At 61.4% G+C, this 21,208-nt stretch carries 14 protein-coding genes and 1 pseudogene; 5 read left to right on the top strand and 10 right to left on the bottom strand.

Going from position 1 to position 21,208, the window contains the following annotated elements; translation table 11 throughout:
- Positions 1-702: a CADD family putative folate metabolism protein gene (locus tag NZ960_04050; GenBank protein ID MCS7176784.1), complete on the bottom strand. Its 702-nt coding sequence runs from the start codon at positions 700-702 to the stop codon at positions 1-3.
- Between the two features lie 110 nt (positions 703-812).
- Between NZ960_04050 and NZ960_04045 the strand changes: the two genes are divergently transcribed.
- Positions 813-1,097 carry an ATP-dependent Clp protease adaptor ClpS gene (locus NZ960_04045; GenBank protein ID MCS7176783.1) on the top strand — a complete coding sequence of 95 codons (285 nt, stop codon included), beginning with the start codon at positions 813-815 and terminating at the stop codon, positions 1,095-1,097.
- 1 nt (position 1,098) lies between these two features.
- Here NZ960_04045 and NZ960_04040 read toward each other — a convergent pair whose 3' ends face one another.
- The 5 genes and pseudogenes from NZ960_04040 to priA form a co-directional block, all read right to left on the bottom strand.
- Complete coding sequence (locus tag NZ960_04040; GenBank protein ID MCS7176782.1) at positions 1,099-3,231, bottom strand: PBP1A family penicillin-binding protein; 2,133 nt, start codon at positions 3,229-3,231, stop codon at positions 1,099-1,101.
- Entirely contained in the window at positions 3,228-4,973 is a 1,746-nt protein-coding gene (locus NZ960_04035; GenBank protein MCS7176781.1) for an OmpA family protein, read from the bottom strand. The genes NZ960_04040 and NZ960_04035 overlap by 4 nt, the downstream gene beginning before the upstream one ends.
- A gap of 52 nt (positions 4,974-5,025) precedes the next feature.
- Positions 5,026-6,354 (bottom strand): exodeoxyribonuclease V subunit gamma, encoded by a 1,329-nt coding sequence (locus NZ960_04030; protein MCS7176780.1) that lies wholly within the window; start codon positions 6,352-6,354, stop codon positions 5,026-5,028.
- 33 nt (positions 6,355-6,387) lie between these two features.
- Positions 6,388-7,191 (bottom strand): annotated as a pseudogene (locus NZ960_04025) (UvrD-helicase domain-containing protein).
- Positions 7,192-7,253: 62 nt separating this feature from the next.
- On the bottom strand, positions 7,254-9,767 hold the full coding sequence (priA, locus tag NZ960_04020; protein MCS7176779.1) for a primosomal protein N': 2,514 nt from the start codon (positions 9,765-9,767) through the stop codon (positions 7,254-7,256).
- Positions 9,768-9,975: 208 nt separating this feature from the next.
- Between priA and NZ960_04015 the strand changes: the two genes are divergently transcribed.
- Complete coding sequence (locus NZ960_04015; GenBank protein ID MCS7176778.1) at positions 9,976-10,272, top strand: RNA-binding protein; 297 nt, start codon at positions 9,976-9,978, stop codon at positions 10,270-10,272.
- 3 nt (positions 10,273-10,275) lie between these two features.
- Here the strand turns inward: NZ960_04015 and rfbA are convergent, their stop codons facing one another.
- On the bottom strand, positions 10,276-11,166 hold the full coding sequence (gene rfbA, locus NZ960_04010; GenBank protein MCS7176777.1) for a glucose-1-phosphate thymidylyltransferase RfbA: 891 nt from the start codon (positions 11,164-11,166) through the stop codon (positions 10,276-10,278).
- Between rfbA and NZ960_04005 the strand changes: the two genes are divergently transcribed.
- The gene (locus NZ960_04005) at positions 11,150-13,399 is read left to right on the top strand and encodes a RecQ family ATP-dependent DNA helicase (protein ID MCS7176776.1); all 2,250 of its coding nucleotides are present in this window, start codon (positions 11,150-11,152) and stop codon (positions 13,397-13,399) included. The genes rfbA and NZ960_04005 overlap by 17 nt on opposite strands.
- On the opposite strand, the gene NZ960_04000 is transcribed toward NZ960_04005, so the two are convergent.
- Genes NZ960_04000 through NZ960_03990 form a run of 3 tightly spaced genes read right to left on the bottom strand, consistent with a single transcriptional unit; the run spans position 13,371 to position 16,705 of the window.
- A complete protein-coding gene (locus NZ960_04000; protein MCS7176775.1) occupies positions 13,371-14,471 on the bottom strand; it encodes a hypothetical protein in 1,101 nt (366 codons plus the stop codon). The genes NZ960_04005 and NZ960_04000 overlap by 29 nt on opposite strands.
- Positions 14,443-16,077: an FAD-dependent oxidoreductase gene (locus tag NZ960_03995; GenBank protein ID MCS7176774.1), complete on the bottom strand. Its 1,635-nt coding sequence runs from the start codon at positions 16,075-16,077 to the stop codon at positions 14,443-14,445. The genes NZ960_04000 and NZ960_03995 overlap by 29 nt, the downstream gene beginning before the upstream one ends.
- Before the next feature lie 16 nt (positions 16,078-16,093).
- On the bottom strand, positions 16,094-16,705 hold the full coding sequence (locus NZ960_03990; GenBank protein ID MCS7176773.1) for an HAD family hydrolase: 612 nt from the start codon (positions 16,703-16,705) through the stop codon (positions 16,094-16,096).
- Positions 16,706-16,768: 63 nt separating this feature from the next.
- Between NZ960_03990 and mfd the strand changes: the two genes are divergently transcribed.
- On the top strand, positions 16,769-20,113 hold the full coding sequence (gene mfd, locus NZ960_03985) for a transcription-repair coupling factor (protein MCS7176772.1): 3,345 nt from the start codon (positions 16,769-16,771) through the stop codon (positions 20,111-20,113).
- A complete protein-coding gene (ychF, locus tag NZ960_03980; protein ID MCS7176771.1) occupies positions 20,110-21,204 on the top strand; it encodes a redox-regulated ATPase YchF in 1,095 nt (364 codons plus the stop codon). Before mfd ends, ychF begins: the two co-directional genes overlap by 4 nt.
- Positions 21,205-21,208 lie beyond the last annotated feature (4 nt).

Here is a 21,208-nt window from a genome sequence, read left to right as displayed (position 1 = left end):
CTACGAGGTAACCGGCGGGTGGAGGCAGTAGGTCTGGTACACTCCGTCCAACAGTAAGTTCAGAGCGTCAGCAGCTTCACGAGCTGCATCTATCGCTCGTTCCTGGGCCTCGGTGGTAGTGCATAGATAGGCCAGCGCTTCCCGTACGACGGTCCGGTGAACCTCGTCAGCATGGAGGTGTACGGTGAAGAAGGCTAGACCTCGTTCGCTAGTGATGCCGTAGTACCGGCGCAGACCCTCCAGCTTGACGGCTGCGACCTCTGGGACCTGGGATTCGTAGGCGTAGAGAGCGGCCAGTCCTTCAGCGGGGTGTGGACGAAAGGCTAACTCCCGGAGCAGCTCAACTGCTAGGCGGGTCTGTGGTAAGTAGGTATGGCGGAAGATCTCCTCACGTGATACCCCCAGGGCCTCCGCAAACCGGAGCCAGAGCTCGGGGTGGTTGTCTGGGCCGTGCTCTTCCTCTATGAGGTTCTCCAGCAGCATCTGCCGGATGGAGAGTTCGTGGCAGCGGGCGTGCGTTGCACTGACGTAGGTTGGGAATGTGTGGACGTGGAGGTAGTACTCTTTGGCGTACTGCTGCAGCATTGGGAGTGTCAGTGCCCCTTCGTTCCAGAGCTGGTAGAAAGGATGATGGAGCATATGCCGTTCAGCAATCACAGCATCCAGGCGCTCTAGGAATCCAGACATCTGCATCGACTGCATCTGGAGACTCCGAAAGGAGACTAGCTAAGTCGGCTTTTGGCGCCGCGAAAATACGGCTTTGCCTAAATTTGCACGACGGCGGTGCGTTCCTCAGGCAGCATTGGGAGGCGATGGAAGTGAAGACTCGCCCAGGAGAAGAGGTTCTGGAGTATGGAGCAACGGGGACTGACCTGCCAGCGAAGGTCATACTGTTCAACGATGACTGGCACACGTTCGAGGAGGTTATCCTCCAGCTCATCAAGGCTACTGGTTGCAGCCGACAGCGGGCTGAAGCCTTGACGTGGGAGGTACATACGCGGGGCAAGGCTGCAGTTTACGAGGGAGAGCTGCCACAGTGCCTGCGCGTCAGTTCCGTGCTGGAGGAGATTGGGCTACACACCCAGATTGAGTGCTAGTCTACTGTGGAGGCGGAAGAAAGTCAGGTGGGGGATTGAGGAGGAGGTCGGGGGTCAGTGTGTCGTAAGATGGTGGGGTGACGTTGGGAAGCTCGAAGTTGCGGGGGCGGTAAGGCAGTGAGGTGTCAGCGTAGAGCTTCTGCATCAGGCGCCCCCAGATTGGGGCGGCAGCACGCCCGCCCTGACCGTACCAGCCAGTGAATGTAATCCGCCGGTCGTCGAATCCAACCCAGACACCTGCAGCGACGTCAGGAGTGAAGCCGACGAACCAGGCGTCGGCGAAGTCGTTTGTGGTTCCCGTCTTGCCAGCCGCAGCTCCAGTGTACCACCGCCGGATGCTGCTGCCAGTCCCACCGTTGACAACTTCGGTGAGCATCGTGATGAGCTGCTGGGCAATAGCCGCAGGGAGGGCGTCAGAGACGGAGCGGTGTGTGGTCTCGTCCAGTAGGACGTTGCCGTAGCGGTCTTCAACGCGGAGCAGGAAGCGGGGCTGAATCCGAATGCCTTGTCGAGCGATTGTGGCGTATGCATTCGTAAGCTCTAGAGGGGTGACCTCCGAAGCGCCGAGGGCCAGCGCTGGCACGGGGCGTAGAGGAGTCTCTATCCCCAGGCGGCGGGCTAGGGCTGCGACTTCACTGGGAGTTGTGTGCTCTGTGATGAGCCGTGCAGCGACAGTGTTGATGGAGTACTTCAGCGCTGTGTGCAATGTGACCGTCGGACCTAAGTGTTCACCTGAGCCTTGCGGCGCCCAAACGGTGCCGTCGGCCAGTACGAGTCGAAATGGTCCGCTGGGGATTTGGAAGTTAGGCGAAAGCCCGCGCTGGAGCGCAGCCGCGTAGACAAAAGGCTTGAAAGCCGAACCAGGTTGCCGTCGGATTTGAGCAACATGGTTCAGGAAGGAGCGGGCTGCATATGGGGCACCTGGAACCTCTGGGGCAGCACCAATGAGGGCCAGGATATCACCCGTTGCTATGTCGAGCACCACAACTCCGACTTGGATCCGCGTAGCAGCGTAGCGGACGGAGTCGATCAACCGACGGTCGCTACGTAGGCGACGAGCAACAGCATCGCGCTCTTCGGGGCGAGCCGAGAGGTATCGCGGGTCGTGCCGGATGGCCTGGTCGACGAGCTTCGCTAGCAGCCCAGGGGGCCATTTCCATAGCCGGTCGAAGAGGGGCTGGTACTCGGCTAGGTGTTCGCGTACAGCAGCCAGGGCATAGCGCTGGATGCGGGCGTTCAGGGTAGTGTAGATCGTGAGTCCATCGCGGTAGAGGTCGTATCCCTGCAGCCGAACGTCTTGGCTGATGGTCTGCCGCAGCAGCTCCAGGAAGTGAGGAGCGATCCCGTGCTGCGTTCGGTGACTCGGTGTTGCCACAACGCGCAGTGGTTCACTCATCGCTTGTCGGGCTTGCGATTCGCTGATGAATCCGTTCTCCCACATCAGGCGCAGTACGAGGTTGCGGCGCTGGAGGGCCCGCTCCGGGTACTCGTGAGCGTCGTAGAGCTCTGGGGCTTTCAAGACGGCGACTAGGTAAGCAATCTCCGGCAGGCTCAGCTTGGAAGGGGGCTTGTCGAAGTAGACTTGTGAAGCAACTGTCAAGCCGTAGGCGCCGCGCCCGAAGTAGACCGTGTTCGTGTACATCTCCAGGATTTCCTGCTTGCTGTAGGTGTGCTCAAGCTGGATGGCGGTGATTGTCTCCCGCAGCTTACGCCAGAGGCTCACTTCGTGCCCAAAGTAGAGGTTGCGTGCAAGTTGCTGCGTCAGCGTGGAAGCTCCCTCACGTGTCAAGTCCCCAGCGAGGAGGTTTTTGATGAACGCCTTGACGATGCGGGCCAGATGGATTCCCCAGTGGCGATAGAAGGCTCGGTCTTCGGTGGCGATAAGTCCCTGCAGGAATGCTGGTGGGATGCTGTCGAAGGGGAGGTAGGCGCGCTGCTTAACGAAGAATTGCCCAATGACCTCGCCGTCAGCGCTCAGTACGCGGCTGGCTAGCTCTTGTGGTGGGTTCTCTAGCTGCTCGAGTGATGGCAGCTCACTGACGACACGGATGGTAACGTAAGCGCAGCCTGCTACCCACAGCCCCAAACTAAGCAGAAGGAGCCAGAAGTACCGCCGACGTCGTGCGGTTATCATCTGGGGTTCTGCAGGACTTTGGTCAGCTCAACACGCCGGCAGCGCTTCCGCCATAGCTCTACTGCTTCATTGGGAAGGCGGGGGAGCAGTTGGCTCTGTCCAGCTGATTCCCATTGGAGGAGCTCCTTGGGGACTCCGCGGCGCAAGAGCTCACGGACGACGAATTCCACGCGCCGCTGTCCCAGCCATCGGTTGTATTCGGCTGAGCCGATGTCGTCGGTGTGCCCTACCAGCAGGATGTAGCGGATCTGGTGGCGGTACTGTAGCAGGTGCTCGGCCAGTAGGTCTATGGCACGCTGCCATGTCATGCTGGTCTCGTTGCCCAGGCTATCCAACACGAACGGGTATGGGGCATCGTAGCGGTCGAAGGGGAAGTTGAGGCGCAGGAAGAGGCGAACCGGTGGTTCCAGCGGGGGCAACACTGTGTCACGAGTACCGGTTGCGATACGGCGGGCTTCGAAGAAGACTTCTCCTGCTTGGGCTACGAGCTCTATCTCTGTTTGGGCTGGAACCTGCAGCCGGTAGAGGCCTGTGGTGTCGGTGGTTGTCTGAGCGATGGGCTCGGACTCGCCGACCCGATAAGCCCGGACCTCTGCTCTAGCGATAGGACGCTGGGTCTCCCGCTCCCGCACTTGCCCTCGCAACTCTACTTTCCGTACTTCGGCTGGGGAGAGCGGCGTTGCGAGCGGTTCGTGGCGCTGCAGGACGTACACGTCGAAGCTGCCCGCTCGGTTTGAGCTCCAGTAGAGGAGCGAATCCGGGGTGCCAGGAGCTACTGGGGAGAGCTCGTCTGCGGGGGAGTTCACGGGTGTCCCAAGGTTGAGCGCCTCGCTAAACCACGGTTGGAGCAGCCGAGTATCGGAGGGAAGCGTCGGCATGCCGCGCTCTACCCATCTCCAGAATTCCGGGGAAATTGAGGCAGCGAAGATGTCATAGCCCCCAACGCTGGAGTGTCCGTTGGAGGCGAAGAGTAGCCAACGCCCATCCGCACTCACGGAAGGAGTAAGCTCATTGCAGGCAGAGTTGACGTAGGGACCGCAGCTGTACGGCCCCTGCCAGGAGCCGTCAGGAGCCTTGATGGCGAAGTAGAGGTCCGTTCCGCCGTAGCCCTCAGGATAGTCGGCAGCGAAGAAGAGGACCTTCCCGTTGGGAGAGAGTGCTGGCTGTGACTCCCAAGTGATGCCGGAAGGAGGCCAGCGGAGAGCAGAATCTACGACGAGCCTGGAGCCTCGGAGTGAGCCCGCAAAGAGTCGAATGTCGGCGGAGTCGGGGGGATTCGGTCGGGCGGCAACAATGAGGTATTTCGGAGTGCCGGTAGGCATACCATAAGCCGTGAATTCGGCCTGCCATTCTGCTTCGAGCTGGGCTCGGGCAAGCTGGGGCAGCCGCGCAGTCATAACCCATTGGCGTCGCTTTGTTGACAGCGTTACCCATGCAGTGCCATCTGGGAAGCTTCGGAGAGCGAGCTCGTCGCGCTGAGGTTCGGAGAGACCTTGCACTGCGGAGATGCTCCAGTATGGACGGTCGGTGCGTAGCGTCGTATCCTTCGGATGTCCGTCCCATGGGCGAGCACTACAGCGTGGGGGCTCTGGTTCCGGGCACGCAACCCGGGCGCTCGGCAGTGGGGGTCGGCAGCCAGTTAGCAGCAGCGCAAGGATTCCGAAGACAACCACCACTAGCTTCCAGGGCAGGAGCCTACGAGCTACTTCAGGGTTGGCTAGCATCCGCTGTGCATGGCGCATCTGCCGGCTCGTTTTGCTGTGGGAGTACTCGAGGTACACGGCAGGGCGCCGTTCAGTCCAGCACTCGTAGACGTGCATAGCGCAGTAGTAGCAGTTTCCGTCCATTTGTAGCGAATCGGACCAATGCACGCCTATCGTCCCCATCGCCTTCGAGGGACTCTACAGTGCCGATACCAAAAGTAGGGTGATGGACGCGTGCTCCAGGGCGAAGCCCTACGAGGCCGTTCTCGTGCGTTTCACAGAAGGAATGGTAGCTGAGCGTCGTGCGGGGGCTTACGGTAGTCAGCTGGGGGCTGGCAGTGGTGACAATGTGGTCGTGGTGGAGTTCGGACAGGAAGGGTGAGGGACGACTGGGAAGGACTTCGCCCCAGCGGCGCCGGTACTGAGCGTAACTGAGGTAGAGTCGCTCCTGTGCCCGAGTGATACCAACGTAAAGGAGGCGGCGCTCTTCCTCCAGCTCTTCCGCAATGGAGGCAGAGCGTGCGATCGGCAATAGACCGTCCTCCAAGCCCACAATGAACACGATAGGAAACTCCAGCCCTTTGGCTGCGTGGAGGGTCATGAGGGTGACAGCATCTGCATCCTGCTGGGTCTGGTCTACCTCGCTCAGCAGCGCGATGTGTTGTAGGTACTCCCGGAGGGTCGGTGTGGATGTGGCCTGTTCTACGTACTCCGCCACTGTAGCAATGAAGCGTTCTAGGTTGGCGTAGCGCTCCTCCTCGTCGCTGCTACGATAGTACCCTAGTAGGCCGACGGCTTCCAAGTACTCTAGCACAACGGTGTCGAGTGGCTGGTGGTCAAGCGCAGCGCGGAACTGCTCTATGGTGGAGATCAAATGCTGAAGCGTCTCACAGGCAGAGCGGCGAAGCTGTGGGATTTCCGCACTCCGCTGGAGGGCCTCCCAGAAGCTACAGTTCCAAGAGTCGGCAGTGGCTCGCAGGTGTTCCAACGTTGCTGCGCCAATCCCTCGGGGTGGGACGTTGATGATCCGAAGCCAACTGACTGTGTCAGCGGGGTTGACCAGGAGGCGCAGATAGGCCAGTGCATCCTTGATCTCTTTGCGCTGGTAGAAGGAGAGGCTGCCAACCAAGACGTAGGGGACGCCGAAGTGGCGACAAGCCTCCTCTAGGGCCTGGGATTGAGCGTTCGTGCGGTAGAGTACGGCGATATCGCCGTAGCGGTAGCCACGACGATGCTCTGCTAAGATGTGTTCGACGACCTGTCGAGCTTCGTCCCGCTCATCAGCGCACACGAGGAGTACTGCTGGCTCCCCTTCTGGATTGGCTGTCCAGAGCCGCTTGGGGATCTGGTGGCGGTTGTGCTGGATGAGGGACTCAGCCAGGGCTAAGATGCGTTTCGTGGAGCGGTAGTTCTGCTCCAAGCGGATGAGTGTCGAGTCGGGGTAGTCCCGCTGGAAATCCAGGATATTGCGAATGTCGGCTCCTCGCCAACGGTAGATGCTCTGCGCATCGTCGCCGACGACGCAGATGTTGCGATAGCGCTCCGCCAGGAGCCGAAGGGCTACGTACTGTGCCCGGTTGGTGTCCTGGTACTCGTCCACGAGGATGTACCGGAAGCGCTCCTGGTAACGCCACAGGACTTCGGGGAAGTTTCGGAAGAGGCGGATGGTGTTGAGCAGAAGATCGTCGAAGTCCATTGCGTTGTTGGAGCGTAGCTGCTGCTCGTACTCCTGGTAGACTTGCGCTACCAGGCGGTCGCGTGGCGTTGTGGCGGCTGCTGCAGCCTCCTGCCATGAGACCATTTGGTTCTTCAGCCGAGAGATAGCATGGCGGACAGTTGCAGGCTCTACCACGTGGTTGCCAATGCCCATCTGCCGGAGGATGAGGCGGAGAAGCCCGGTGGTGTCCTCGGTGTCGTAGATGGTGAAGTCAGGCGTATACCCTAGCAGTGACGCCTCGGCACGGAGGATGCGGGCGAACATGCTGTGGAAGGTCCCCATCCACAGCCGACGGGCACTAGCTGAGCTTACCAACTGGGTGATCCGCTGGCGCATCTCGTCGGCTGCCTTGTTCGTGAAGGTCAAGGCCAGGATGGATTCCGGCGTAACCCCGCAGTGGAGCAGGTAAGCGATCCGCGTGGTCAGCACACGGGTCTTGCCACTACCTGCGCCAGCTACGATGAGGAGTGGACCTTCGCCGTGGGTGACGGCAGCTCGCTGAGCCGGGTTGAGGCCTTCCAGCAGCTCTTCAAGTGCCATCGAACCAAGCACAGCGGGACCGCGCAAACTTACGCTGTTCTCTAAGTCCGTGCCGTGGCCACCTACAGCATCCCATAGGCATCCACGTCAACGGTGAGGCGGACGCTGGAGGTAGCATACTGGCGCTGGTAGCGTGCCAGGGCTGTTCGTAGCACCGATCGCAGGTGCTGTGCCGCAGGATCTGCCTGCTTGAGGCCCTTGAGGATGACTAGGCGGCGATAGCGCTGACGGACGCGCACGATTGTCGGAATCGCAGGGCCAAGCTTTAGGACGCCTGGATGGGAGGGGATGCACTTGGCGAAGAGATGGGCGTGGTGATGGACCTTCTCTTCGTCCACGCCGGAAAGCTCCACCACAACGAAGCGCGTGAAGGGTGGGTAAAGAGCAGCCTTGCGGTGTTGGAGTTCGTCGTGGTAGAAGAGGTCCTCGTTGCCTGTCTGTACCGCAACGACGACGGGGTGGTCTGGATGAGCTGTCTGGATGAGCACCTCGCCGGGAGCGTCACTGCGGCGTCCGGCACGTCCGGCAACCTGGACTAGGAGCTGGAAAGCACGTTCGGTGGCGCGGAAGTCGGGCAGGAAGAGAAGGACGTCAGCGTTGATGACGCCTACCAATGTCACGTGGGGGAAATCCAGCCCCTTAGCGACCATTTGTGTCCCGACGAGGATGTGGAGCTCTCCGCGGGCGAAGCGCTGTAGGAGGCGTCGGTGAGCTCCTTTGCGGGTAGTGGTGTCGGAGTCCATGCGTGCAATGAGGGCTTGGGGGTAGAGAGCACGCAGGGAAGCTTCCAGCTCTTCCTCCACCCGCTGGGTGCCGGTGCCGATGTCCTCTAGCTCTACGTGACCACAGCGGGGACATTCCTCAGGCACGGGGGTGGAGTAACCACAGTAGTGGCATCGCAGCAGCTTGGGGATTTTGTGGTAGGTAAGCGAGACGCTGCAATAGGCGCACGTTGGGATATGACCGCACTCTGGACACTGTAGCCAGCGGGCGAAACCGCGGCGGTTGTGGAAGAGGATGATCCCTTGCCCTTCAGTTAGCCGGTGGTGAATGGCGTCGAGGAGTTCTTCTGTGAAGACTCCGCGCATGCGGTGTTCTCGGCGGGCCTGGCGGAGATCGATAATGCGGATGTAGGGGAGTTGGGCTCCGTCAGCCCGGTGCCGGAGCTCCAGCAGGTGGTATTTCCCGATTTGAGCGTTGTAGAAGCTCTCCAGCGAAGGGGTTGCAGAACCCAGGATTGCTACTGCTCCTTCCATATGGGCCCGCATCACCGCACAGTCACGTGCGTGGTACCGCGGGGCGGGTTCCTCCTGCTTGTAAGAGGGTTCGTGCTCTTCGTCAACGATGAGGAGTCCTAGCCGAGGCAGTGGAGCGAAAATGGCTGAGCGGGCACCGAGGACGACCCGTGCGTGTCCCGTCCGGATGGCACGCCACGTCTGGAAGCGTTCTGTCGGATTCATGCGGCTGTGTAACACTGCCACCCGTTCGGGAAAAGCCCTCTGAATGCGGTCGATAAGCTGTGGGGTGAGCGCAATCTCGGGCACCAAGAAGAGCACGTCCTTCCCCAGTTCCAGCGCCTTGCGGATCGCATGCAGGTAGACTAGTGTCTTGCCACTGCCAGTGACACCACGCAAGAGGAAGACCTTCGGCCCACCAGCTTCTAAGGCCTCGCAGACACGGCGGACGGCGTACTCCTGCTCTGGCGTTAAGGGCAAGAGGAGCTCGTTCCGTTCTGCTAAGGGACTCTCGGCTTCCGGCGGCGCTGGCAGCAGATCTTCCAGGGTTGTGTCTGAGACGAGCCCTCGACGGAGTAGGTGGCGGAGGGTCGTCGTGGAGGCTCGACTCTGGCGCAGCGCTTCCTTCAGGGGCATGGGGGTAGAGTTTCGGAGTTGATAGGTGTAGAGCACGCTCAGCAGCCGTGCCTGTGCAGGGGAGGACTGAGTGAGCTCTTCCATGGTTGTGCGGAAGCGCTCTGGATCGGAGATGAGCTCTGGGAGCACTGCTACAGCGCGGGTCCGACGCGGTCGGCGGGTCTGTAGAGGCTGTCCTTCCAGGGCGATGTAGCCGTGCTGCTCTAGAGCATGGAGTTGCTCGGAGAGGTGAGGGTGCCGTAGCTGACGGGCAAGGTAACCGACGCGGACTGGGGTTGCGTGCTGCTGGAGGAGGCGTAGCAGAGCTGCTCGCTTTGGGGCACGGCGTTCCAACTGGGAGAGTTCCTCCTCTGTTGGCGTTCGGAGGAGTCGTACTTGCAGCTCCCGCTGTGGAGTCATGCCTGGTGGGAGCGCTGCCTTGAGGACCTCGCCCCAGGAGCAGAGGTAGTAGTCGGCTACCCATCGTGTGAAACGTAGAAGGGAGGCAGAGAAGATAGGAGCATCATCCAGCAGCTCTAAGACCGGCTTCGTAGGAGTCTGTGGTGGCGCGCTCAGCTCCTCTACGATGACCCCAGTGAGCTCGCGCTGACGGAAAGGTACCAGTGCCCGCACGCCGACCACTTCCCCAGAGAACTCGGTGGGGATGTGGTAGCTGAAGAGCTTGTCCGCTGCCAAAGGGAGGGCGATGTTGACGTACCGTGGCATTGCCGGTAGAATAGCACCGCAGCGACAGTAGACGAATCCGAGGCGGCTGCTGTATCCCGTTCGGGGTACTCTGCGCACTCGTCTCTGGCCAACGCCGTATATTTGCGGTGCCTTGCTGCAAAACGGCAGAGCCGGCAGCAGAGGTCTGTCGTCGCCAGAATGGTGTGTGCGAGGGCAGGGAACGAGGCTCTGCAAGGAAGGGTCAGCGATGAACATTTACATCGGGAACCAGCCGTACTCGGTAAGGGAAGAGCAGTTGCGCTCATGGTTTGAGGAGTACGGCACCGTTGAGCGAGCGACCGTCGTCATCGATCGCTTCACGGGGCGCTCGCGAGGTTTTGGCTTTGGAGAGATGCCAAATGAGCAAGAGGCTCGGCGAGCGATTGAGGCGCTCAACGGGAGCGAACTCGAAGGGCGCACGTTGGTGGTCAATCTAGCGCGTCCGCGCTCTGAGTCGCCGCAGAGCGGGTGTAGGATGGCCTCCCGTAGTGGGCGCCGCTGGTAGCCTTCAGGAGCAGGCTGAGGCCTGCTGCTCATACTCAGCAGCCACTCGTAGGCAGTACTCCCGGTACGGACTAGGCGGAAGGTCTGCCGTTGCCCGGTAGAACTGCTCTAGCGTGATGTACCCCTGGTGGAGCGCGATTTCCTCTGGGCAGGCAATCTTCGTGCCTTGCCGCTTCTCGATGGCATGGATGAAGATGCTGGCCTCCACGAGGGCCTCCGGAGTCCCGGTATCCAACCATGCAATGCCGCGTCCGAGCAGGCGGACCTGCAGTCGTCCCTGTGCCCAGTAAGCACGGTGGACATCTACAATCTCCAGCTCTCCACGAGCACTGGGCCGGAGGGTAGCTGCGATGTCAACGACATCAGCCGTGTAGATGTAGAGGCCGGGGATAGCGTACGGCGAGCGCGGGCGGGCTGGCTTCTCTTCGATGCTCAGGATGCTCCCGTCGGGCGCAAGCTCTACGACACCGTACCGCTGGGGGTCGTGGACGGGGTAGCCGAAGATAGTTCCTCCAGCGTTCGTCCGCAGGGCCTCGCGAAGGAAGTCCAGCTTGCCGTAGAAGAGATTGTCGCCGAGGATGAGGCAGACTTGGTCGGAGCCGATGAAATGGCGGCCATAGAGGAAGGCTTCCGGGATCCCGCGTGGTTCGGGTTGGACAGCGTAGACGAGCTCAATCCCCCACTGGGAGCCGTCGCCGAGCAACTGCTGGAAGTAGGAGATGTCGCGTGGGGTGGAGATGAGCAGAATCTGCCGAATCCCCACGAGCATCAGCGTTGACAGCGGGTAGTAGATCATCGGCTTGTCGTAGATGGGCAGCAGATGCTTGCTGAACACGGCTGTCATCGGGTAGAGTCGTGTTCCGCTGCCGCCAGCCAGGATGATTCCCTTCGTCATTGCCTACAGCGGGCCCGCGAGTGGGACGCGCAAAGATACGCTCCCCGCCAGGAGCACACTCGTTGCTGGCTACGGCACGTCTCCGCAGCCGCAGCGGGACACCATAGGCGAGCAGCCGATGCAGTCGTACTCGGAGGCAGAGCTGCAGCGTGTTCTGCAGACGGTCTTCGGGTTTTCAGACTTCCGTCCGGGGCAGCTGGAGATCATCCGCTCGGTTCTTGCAGGGCATGATACCTTGGTTGTCATGCCGACGGGTGCCGGGAAGTCACTCTGCTACCAGCTGCCGGCGCTCGTTCTGCCGGGAATGGTGCTGGTGATTTCGCCTCTCATCGCACTCATGGAGGATCAGGTGCAGGCACTCCAGCGTCGCAACATCCCGGCAACGTGCCTCCACAGCGGACTCCAGGAAGGGTACGTCTGGCACCGGCTTGAGGGGGCCGCAAGTGGCGCCTATCGGCTACTGTATGTTGCCCCAGAGCGGCTCCAGCAGAAGAGCTTCATATCTCGGTTACAGCACTGCCAGCTGTCGTTCGTTGCTGTGGACGAGGCGCATTGCATTTCGGAGTGGGGGCACGATTTCCGGCCGGCATACCTCGAGATTGCTCCGGCGCTACGCCAGTTGGGGTCGCCGCCCGTGCTGGCGCTGACGGCCACTGCGACTCCGGAAGTGCTGCGGGACATTGAGGAACTGCTCCAATTGCGGTCCCCTCGGCGCTTTATCGGCGGGTTTGACCGACCGAACCTTGTGTGGTGGGTGGAGGAATGCGAGGACAAGCGGAAACGACTCGTTCAGTTCTGTGCTGATCGCCGCGATCGGTCCGTGCTCATCTATGCTGCTTCGCGGCGGCGCGTTGAGCAGCTCTGCCACCACTTGCAAGCTCAAGGGCTCCGGGCAGCGGCGTACCATGCGGGGTTGGACCCGGACGTACGGCAGCGCATCCAGCGGGAGTTCTTGGCTGGGAACCTTCCGCTGCTTGTGGCAACCTCAGCTTTCGGGTTGGGGATTGACAAGCCGGACATCCGAGCGGTCATCCACTACGACCCACCACTGACCCTGGAGGCTTACTACCAGGAGGCTGGGCGTGCGGGACGGGATGGTGAACCTGCGGAGTGCTTCCTCCTCTACGATCCTCACGACTGCGCGGTCCAGCATCAGCTATTGGCAGCGGCCCATCCTGAGTGGGAGACGGTCGTCCGGGTCTACCGAGCACTGATATCGCTGGCGGCAGGGAGGACAGTAGTGGCGATGACCCCAGTGGAAGTGGCGAATATGCTTCGGCTGCCTGAATCCACAGTAGAGGCCGTAGTTCGGCTGTTGGAGCGTAGTGGGGTTCTCTCCTCCGCCGTGCCAGAAGGTGAGCTAACGGTTCGCTTTCAAGCGTCGCCGGAAGAGCTTCGGGAGTACTGGGAGCGGAGTACAGTACCAGAGCGGCGGCGTGTCTTGGAGGTGCTGCTGCGGAGTGCGGGAGCAGAGGCCTACCATCGCCCTGTGACGCTGTCGGTGTCGGAGCTACTCTATCGAAACGGGATGACGATGGAAGAGTTGGAGCGGGGGCTGCGGGCCCTCCACTACGCCCGTCTGATCCACTACGAAGCAGCAACCATGGGGACGGGGATGCAGTTACTACAGCCCCTTCCCGAGCTACCGCCGGTATCGCCCGAGTACCTCAAGGAACGTCGGCAGCGAGCGTGGAGGAAGTTCTACGAGGTCCTGGAGTACGCAACGACGCCAGCGTGCAAGCGCCTCTTCCTGCTGCACTACTTCCGCGATACTAGTCTCACCGAACCGTGTGGTCGCTGCAGTAGTTGTCAGCAGCGGCCCCCGGGGCGGTCCAAGCTCATAGCCGTGCTCCGCCGTGGGGTGAAGACGGGAGTGTGTCGGCGTGTCGAGCAGCCCTCAGAGCTATCAGCACAGCATCAGGCAGTCATTGCAGAAGTGCGCGGAGGGGCGGACATACCTGCGCTTTGCCATCGTATGGGCTTAGCCCCGGGGAGGGTTGCTCGGTTGCTCCAAGAGGTGATAGAGCGGGGTGTAGAGCTACCTCGCGAGCAGCTCGTGCCAGATGAGCGCTTCTATAGGGCTGTCCAGCATGCTGTGGCGCGTCTTGGGGCCGCCCCTCTTCGGGATATTGCTGCGGCCCTTGGGGGAGTGCAGGATTATGCGCTCTTGCGGGTTGCTGTAGCTTTCGCGCGACGGGAGCTGCTTACATCCGGAAGGTCTTTCGCCGGTTGAGGATGTAGTCCACGAGGACCGTTTCGCCGAGGCGGCGCAGACCGCAGTAGAAAGCACGCCCTCGGTTTGCGCGGGTCAGCTCCTCGACGAAGTTGACCAAGTACGGGTCGCGTGCCAGCATGAAGGTGGAGATCACAATCCCGTGGCGGCGGCAGGCCACGGCTTCTTCCAGCGTCTTGTTGACGATCCGTGGGTCCAGTCCGAAGGCGTTCTTGTAGAGGCGGCCGTTCTCGTCGAAGATTGCCGAAGGCTTGCCGTCGGTGAGCATGAAGATCTGCTTGTTGGCATCACGGCATCGGGATAGGAGTGAGCGCGCTAGGCGTAGACCATCACGGGTGTTCGTGTGGAACGGGCCGACGGTGATGAACGGGATGTCGGCTACGCTGATGCGGCGAGCTTCATCGCCGAAGATGACGACCTCTAACGTGTCCTTGGGATACCGCGTGCGGATGAGTTCGGCCAGCGCTAGTGCGACTTGCTTGGCGGGCGTGATGCGGTCCTCTCCGTAGAGGATCATCGAGTGCGAGACGTCGATGAGCAAAACGGTCGCGCACGAAGTGAGGTGCTCAGTCTCGTGGACACGGATGTCCTCCTGCTGGAGTTGGAAGCTAGCCAAGTCTGAGCTGCGTAGCAGCGCATTTGTCAGGGTCTCGGTTGCATCGATGTTGCTCGGCTGGTCGCCGAAGGTGTAAGGACGGGTCTCTGGCAGTTGTTCAATCCCCTCCCCGCTGTGGACGGTCTCGTGGAAACCGAAGTCCGACTTCCGCAGGTTCCGGAAGATCTCCTGTAGTGCTTCGCGGCGAAGCTGCTGGAGTGCTTTGGCGGTGGGGATGAGCTTGCCGCTCTTGGCCTCCTCGATGTAGCCCTGGGACCTCAGGAACTGGATGAACTCGTCCATCGTCATGCTCCGCAGCTCCCCGTAGTGCTGCTGGAGCTCCCGGAGGATCTCCAAGGCCTCCTCAACGTCGCCGCTGGTCTGCAGGAGGAGGAGATTGAAGGTTCGCAGGAGACGCTGGAGCTGCTGTTCAGCTGTCTCCGACTGTTCAGTCCACTGGCTGTACCGGATGCGCATGGTGACCGTTGGCGAAAAGATACGACGCGTTAGGCTGGCGGATTACCGAGCGGAAGGGGTGCGGATGGAGGAGCTGGTGCACTGCTTCTGCGGCACGGAGGGCGTGCTCCATGGCGTTCTCTAAGGCTGGGGAGGCATCGTTGTCAGTATTGGCGAAGACAATCCGCCCTACGGGCTGCGATGCCTGCTGAGCAGCTCCGAGGAGGGCCGGTGGGGTCGGCACTACCAGTGCATGGCCCCAGACGAAGCATGCAGCCTCCCGCACCGCCGAAGCATGCCCTGGAGCAAGCAGCTGGAGCGCTTCCCGGACGATACCCTCTACGGTCTGCCGCAGCTGCTGCTCGTCCAGCAGCGCCGAGCGTTGGCCCATCGGCAGCGGCGCGTAGATGCAGGAGATGAAACCCTCCACAGGTTGCGGCTGGAGCGGCGTGACGTCCACAACATCGGTGAAGTGCTGAGCCTCTGGAACCCAGAGGCTGAAGGTCTGCTCTGGGACTAGCCGGAATGGAGTCTGGAGGTGGACGGTTAGGTAGGGGGCGTAACGGAGCCGGAGCATTGCCTGCTGTTGGGCTGGCGGGAGCTCTGGCAAGTAGTGTTTGGCAACGAACTTCGGCGTAGCAGCGACGACGGCAGCAGCCTCAACGGCGAAGGCAGGGCCATCCTCGGCTACGCAGAGTGTACGGACTCGTCCAGAAGAGAGGTGTTCGCAATGGACGGCAGTGCACTGGCGCCAAATGCGTTCTGCTCCAATCTGCTGGGCCATGCGCTGGCATAGTGCTGCCAGCCCGCCCAAGAAGGAGTAGCGCGGGTAGCCGAACTCTCGGCCGAGCTCTCCGCTGTAGAAGTCCCGAAGGCAGTACGTGCTGACCTCCACCAGCGACGCCCCCATGGCAGAGCGGGCATACGCGTTGAGGAGCTTCGTGAGGGTTGGGGAGCCGTAGGCACTGACGAACTGCTCTGCTGGCTGCGCTGCAGTGGCCTGCCATCGGGGCGGGAGTGGATTCGGCAGCGGATAAGGAGGAATCGGAAGTTCCTGGAGTTCGGTTCGGAAGCGGCGGAAGGCGTGTCGTTCTGCCCGAGGTATGGGGAGCTCGGAGAGGACGTCGTCCCGCCAGAATGTTCGGTACGCCCTCCCCTCCAGCCAGAGGGCGTCGTCAGCAATTGGCACGGGTTGAAGGTCCGTCGCTTGGAGTACTTCGCGGAGGACTGAGGAGAGTTCGGCGAAGTAGAGTGCTCCACAGGGGATGAGAGCATCTTTCCAGGCTTCCGTCCGCGCAGCACCTCCGACAGTAGGTTCGTGTTCTACGACGCGGACATCGTAGCCCAAGCGCTGGAGCAGCCAAGCAGCGGTCAGTCCTGCAGGACCGGCCCCGACGACGAGTACGTCGCAGCGATAGGTACGAGAGGGAGCAGCTACAGACTGCTTGCGCCAGAAGAGCTGGTGTGCTGGTTGCCACCGCTGGTACCACAGCCGTAGGCGTAGTAAATTGTCATCGTCGCCGTCCATTGCTAAGCACCGTGAGTTTGTGCGACATCCTGTAGTTAGAGGCAGCGCCAGCAGCCCTAAGCGGAGGAAGAGGTGCAGGAAGTCGCGGCGGGAGGACACGTCGGTGGTTAGGAGGCTAATGCTGTAATCGTTGACGTACGTCGGCAGCCGTTTGGTGTGTAGCGATGATCTCCAGGGCTTCCTTGAGGTTGAGCACGCAGAAGTCTGCTTCAGGCAGCGGGAAATGTCCGACGAAGATGGTGCGTACCCCCGCTCTGCGGCCAGCTAAGATGTCGGTAGCTGAGTCGCCGACCATCCAGCAAGCTGCCGGAGGGAGTTGCCAGCGCCGAAGCGCCTCCACCAGCATCCCTGGCTGGGGCTTACGGTACCAACTGTTGCTCTCTGCAGGGTCAGTGCAGACGAGGATGTCGTCCACGCCAGAGCCGATGCGGCGAATAAGTTGCTGTTGCATGTGATCGTGGACCTGCTGGAGCTGCTCAAGGCTCATCAAGCCCTTGGCAACACCCTGTTGGTTTGTGACGACGATTGCTAGCAGTCCAAGGTGCCGGATGCCGAGCAGGAAGGGGAAGATGTCCGGCAGGAAGTGAAACTCTTCTGGCGAGCGGACGTAGTCTCCGACGATGCGCCAGTTGATGATGCCGTCGCGGTCTAGGAAGACAGCACCTGAAGGCATTGGACCTGCTTTTTGGCGTTCGACGTCGCGTCGGGCTATCCAGTGTAGCTTCACCGGTGCAACGGGGGACAGAATCTTCGTCTTATGGCCCAGCCCTGCGGTATAAGCTGTTCTGCCATGAACACCGTTACGGTGGTGCAACTCGCTGAGCGGCTTGCGGAGCGGCTCTGGAAGCGGATAGAGGCCCACATGGAGGCGGGAAGCCTTACCATTGGGGGAGCTGCGGGATCGCTTGCGTCTTTGCTGGTTGCGCTCCTCTGGCAGCACTACCAGCATCCAGTGCTACTCCTGACCCCAACCCAAGAGGACGGAGAGCGGTGGGCGCAAGACTTAGTGCAGTGGTGTCCTAAAGCGTCGGTGAGTCTGTGGACACGTCAGCCCAGGCGGCTCTGGGAGCGCGTGCGCCAACTGGATGTCAGCCAGCTCCGAGCAGTGGAGGTAGCGCTCGAACTCCTTGCCTGCCACAATCTAATTGTGGCCTGCACCCCAGAGCTGCTGAGCGTACCGTTGCCGCGACCTGAGGATTTGGCAGCCCAGCGCTTTCAGCTCTATGTTGGGCAGGAGCAGAGTCCGGAAGGGCTCATCCAGCGCCTCCTCCACCATGGGTTCCAGCGGGTGGACGCGGTAACAACCGTGGGAGATGTGGCTCGGCGTGGGGGGATTGTGGACTTCTTCCCTCTCGGCTTCGAGGAGCCGATCCGAGTGGAGTTCTGGGGAGATACGGTGGAGTCCATACGCTGCTTCGATCCCGAAACGCAGCGGAGTACAGGTCGGTTTGAGGCTGTAGGGGTGCTCGGCACCCTCCTCTGGGACCACACACCTGCACGGCTTTGGGACTACCTGCCGTCGGAGGCTTTGGGAGTGGTGGACCGTCCTGAGCTAGTTCGCCAGTCCTTCTTCCGGCATTGCGGAGAAGAGCTCAAGCTACCGGAGACCTGGCGACAGATCGTGCTCAATCCGCTGGAGGAAGCACAAGTGCAGCTTGGGGCAGTTGGACAGCCCTCAGTTGGGCGCTCAGTAGAACGACTAGCTCAAGAGCTTCGAGAGCTGGCTGAACAGGGTTACGAGCTCTTCCTCTGCGCTCCGGAGGGTGCTTCGCTACGTCGCTTCCAGCAGCTTGTGGCGGCGGCTCTTCGGGATGGAGGGCTCGGCGATGGGGATGCCGTCGAGGATGGCTATGGTCTTGCCCAGCAGGTTCGGTGGGTGGAGGGAATACCTGCACATGGCTTCCTCTGGCATGCTGAGCGGGTAGCCGTGTGGACTGAACACGAGGTCTTCGGGCGCCTGCCGAGGCGAACGGCGTATCGGCGGCGGAGTGCTGGTGCAATGACCCTTCGTGAGCTCCAGCAGCTTAAGGTCGGGGACTACGTAGTGCACGTGGACCACGGTATCGGCATCTTCGATGGCTTCCAAGTGCTCACGATTGGCGACAGACGGCAGGAGTGCATTCGACTGCTCTACGCCGAGGGGGATGTGCTCTACGTGCCGCTGGAGTACATCCACAAGCTGCAGCGCTACGAGGCCGGTGAAGGGATCAAGCCGAAGCTCCATCGCTTAGGTAGCCATGAGTGGCAGACTGTCAAGCAGCGGGCCAAGCGCCGGCTCAAAGAGATTGCCCGCGAGCTGGTTCGGCTCTACGCCCGCCGGAAGCTTTCAAGCGGCTTCGCCTTCCCTGCCGATACGCTCTGGCAGAAGGAGATGGAAGCCGCCTTCCCTTACGAGGACACCCCTGACCAGGCGCGTGCTACCGCTGAGGTGAAGGCGGACATGGAGGCTCCAATCCCGATGGACCGGCTCATCTGCGGTGATGTCGGCTTCGGGAAGACGGAGGTCGCCATCAGAGCGGCCTTCAAAGCGGTGCAGGCAGGGAAACAAGTAGCTGTGTTAGTGCCTACGACGGTCCTAGCGGAACAGCATTTCCTGACCTTCTCCGAACGCCTGCGTCCGTATCCGGTAGTCATCGCAGTCCTCTCGCGCTTCCGGACGCGGCAAGAGCAGCGAGAGATCTTGCGCCAGCTAGCCAGTGGACGCATTGACATCGTCATCGGCACACATCGGCTCCTGAGCCCAGACGTCCGATTCCATGACCTGGGGCTCCTCATCGTGGATGAAGAGCACCGCTTCGGTGTCATGGCAAAGGAGCGTCTGCGGCGTTTGCGGGTCAACGTCGACACATTGGTGCTGACAGCAACCCCAATTCCGCGGACGCTCCATATGGCGCTGATTGGCGTCCGTGACATCAGCCTCATCGAGACCCCGCCACAGAACCGGCTACCAGTACGCACATACGTCGTCCAGTGGGACGACGAGCTCATCCGTTATGCCATCGAAGCCGAATTGGAGCGCGAGGGCCAGGTCTTCTTCGTGACCAACCACATCCAGGGGATTGAGCAGCTCAAGGAGCGTCTCCAGCGCTTGGTCCCACGGGCTCGGTTTGGGGTTGCTCATGGCCGCATGCGGGCCCGGGAGCTGGAGGAAGTCATGGAGGATTTCTTGCGTGGGCGCTTGGACGTCCTCGTGTGCACGAAGATCGTGGAGGCTGGCCTCGATTTCCCACGTGCGAACACCATCTTCATCCACCACGCAGAGGACTTTGGGCTAGCGGAGCTCTACCAGCTCCGTGGGCGTGTGGGGCGTAGCAATGTGCAGGCGTACTGCTACCTCATCGTGCCACCAGTGGAGCAGCTTACCTCTGCAGCACTGCGGCGGCTCCAGGCGCTGGAGGAGTTTACCGAGCTCGGCAGCGGATTTCGCCTAGCGCTGCGCGACCTGGAGATCCGTGGCGCCGGGAACCTCTTCGGCCCTGAGCAGAGCGGCTTCTTGGCGCAGATGGGCTTTGAGCTCTACCAGCAAGTACTGGAGCGGGCCATAGAGGAGCTCAAAGCAGAAGAGTTCCCTGAGCTAGGACAGCGGCGCATCCCCGTCTTGAAGGCCCTGAGAAACCCTGGGCTTGTCTTGGACATTCCTGGCGAGGCACTGCTGCCTGATGACTACGTGCCTAGCGAGGGTGAGCGTTTCTACTTCTACAAGCGGCTCTACAAGGCGGAGCACGAAGCTGCCGTAGACGAAGTCGTGGCCGAGCTTCGAGACCGCTTCGGAGAGCTCCCGCCACCAGCACAGGCTCTCGTCGATGCCGTACGGTTGCGCGTGTACTTGCTCCACACGGGCTGTACTCGTGTGCGAGTCCGTCCTGCCGTGCTCTCCTTGGAACTTCCAGCACGAGGACGCGAGCTCTTCTACCGGTATGCTTTCCCGGTCTTCGTCGAGCTTGTCCACCGGTGGAGTGGGGCACAATTCGTCCAAGAGCGGCAACGGGTGTGGGTGGAGTTTCCATTGGCAGGCCAGGCAGACACGTTCCGACTGGCCCGGCTGATCTGGGAGGAGCTTGCCTGTGCCCTCCACGGCGTAGAGGTTGAGGCTCCGTTGGAGTTGGAGAGCGAAGTCGAGGAGGAGGTCCCGTGAGCTGGAGCTGCGGAATTGTCGGACTCCCGAACGTTGGCAAGTCGCTGCTCTTCAACCTGGTGACAGGCGGCAGCGCTGCCGTCGCTAACTACCCGTTCTGTACGATTGAGCCCCATGTCGGTGTCGTTCCCATCCCTGATGAGCGGTTGCAGTTCCTGGCATCGCTCTACCATCCGGAGGTGGTCACGCCGGCGACGCTGCAAGTTGTGGATATCGCTGGGTTGGTTCGTGGCGCTGCTGAGGGCGAAGGGCTGGGGAACCAGTTCCTGGCACATATCCGCGACGTGGACCTGCTATGGCATGTCGTGCGGTGCTTCGACAGCCCCCAGGTGGCGCACATCTACGGAGAGGTCAATCCGCGGCGGGATGTGGAGATCGTGGAGGTCGAGCTGCTCCTGAAAGATGCGGAAACTCTGGAGCGGCGCTGGCAGGCGCTCCAGAAGAGGCTGCGGGGGACCCCCGACGAGCATGAGCGGCGGGAGGCGGAGCTTGTGGAAGCACTGCGACAGCATGTAGCTGCGGGACGTGCGGTGAGGGAGTTCCCGAAGCCTGAGGGCAGTCATCCCTTGTTCCGCAGCTGGCGGTTGCTGACAGACAAGCCCATGCTGTACGTTGCCAACGTGGATGACTCCCCTCAAGCGCCACAGTGGGTGGAGGAGCTGCGGCAAGTAGCCCAAAGTCGCCGCGCTCCAGTAGTGCCGGTTGCCGTTGCCTGGGAGGCAGAGTTGCTGAGCCTGCCAGAGGAGGAGCGGGCAGAGTTCCTGCAGGCTCTGGGTCAGGAGGAGTTAGGGGTCGTTCAGCTGCTGCGCGAGAGCATGCGGCTGTTGGGGTTGGTCACCTTCTTTACCGTCGTTGGGGGAAGGGAGGTGCGTGCGTGGTTGGTTCCTGCCGGTACGACGGCACCGGAAGCGGCTGGGCACGTCCATACGGACTTCGAACGTGGGTTCATAGCGGTGGAGGTGATGACGGTGGATGACCTCCGCTGCTATGGTTCCGAGGAAGCCGTGCGCCGAACAGGGCGCTACCGGCGTGAGGGGCGGAGCTATCAGGTCAACGATGGCGATATCTTGTGCTTCCGGTCGGCTTTGTAGGAGT

Source organism: Candidatus Kapaibacterium sp., assembly GCA_025059875.1.
Lineage (GTDB): Bacteria > Bacteroidota > Ignavibacteria > Kapaibacteriales > HRBIN21 > HRBIN21.
This window is presented reverse-complemented; position numbering and strand designations above follow the sequence as displayed.

Excerpts from the sequence above, each read along its gene's own strand:
- NZ960_04035 (MCS7176781.1), bottom strand. The coding sequence starts at position 4,973 with ATGCGCCATGCACAGCGGATGCTAGCCAACCCTGAAGTAGCTCGTAGG.
- NZ960_04045 (MCS7176783.1), top strand. The coding sequence starts at position 813 with ATGGAAGTGAAGACTCGCCCAGGAGAAGAGGTTCTGGAGTATGGAGCA.
- NZ960_04005 (MCS7176776.1), top strand. The coding sequence starts at position 11,150 with ATGATTCCCTTCGTCATTGCCTACAGCGGGCCCGCGAGTGGGACGCGC.
- NZ960_04015 (MCS7176778.1), top strand. The coding sequence starts at position 9,976 with ATGAACATTTACATCGGGAACCAGCCGTACTCGGTAAGGGAAGAGCAG.
- NZ960_04050 (MCS7176784.1), bottom strand. The coding sequence starts at position 702 with ATGCAGTCGATGCAGATGTCTGGATTCCTAGAGCGCCTGGATGCTGTG.
- rfbA (MCS7176777.1), bottom strand. The coding sequence starts at position 11,166 with ATGACGAAGGGAATCATCCTGGCTGGCGGCAGCGGAACACGACTCTAC.
- priA (MCS7176779.1), bottom strand. The coding sequence starts at position 9,767 with ATGCCACGGTACGTCAACATCGCCCTCCCTTTGGCAGCGGACAAGCTC.
- NZ960_04000 (MCS7176775.1), bottom strand. The coding sequence starts at position 14,471 with ATGCGCATCCGGTACAGCCAGTGGACTGAACAGTCGGAGACAGCTGAA.
- NZ960_04040 (MCS7176782.1), bottom strand. The coding sequence starts at position 3,231 with ATGATAACCGCACGACGTCGGCGGTACTTCTGGCTCCTTCTGCTTAGT.
- mfd (MCS7176772.1), top strand. The coding sequence starts at position 16,769 with ATGAACACCGTTACGGTGGTGCAACTCGCTGAGCGGCTTGCGGAGCGG.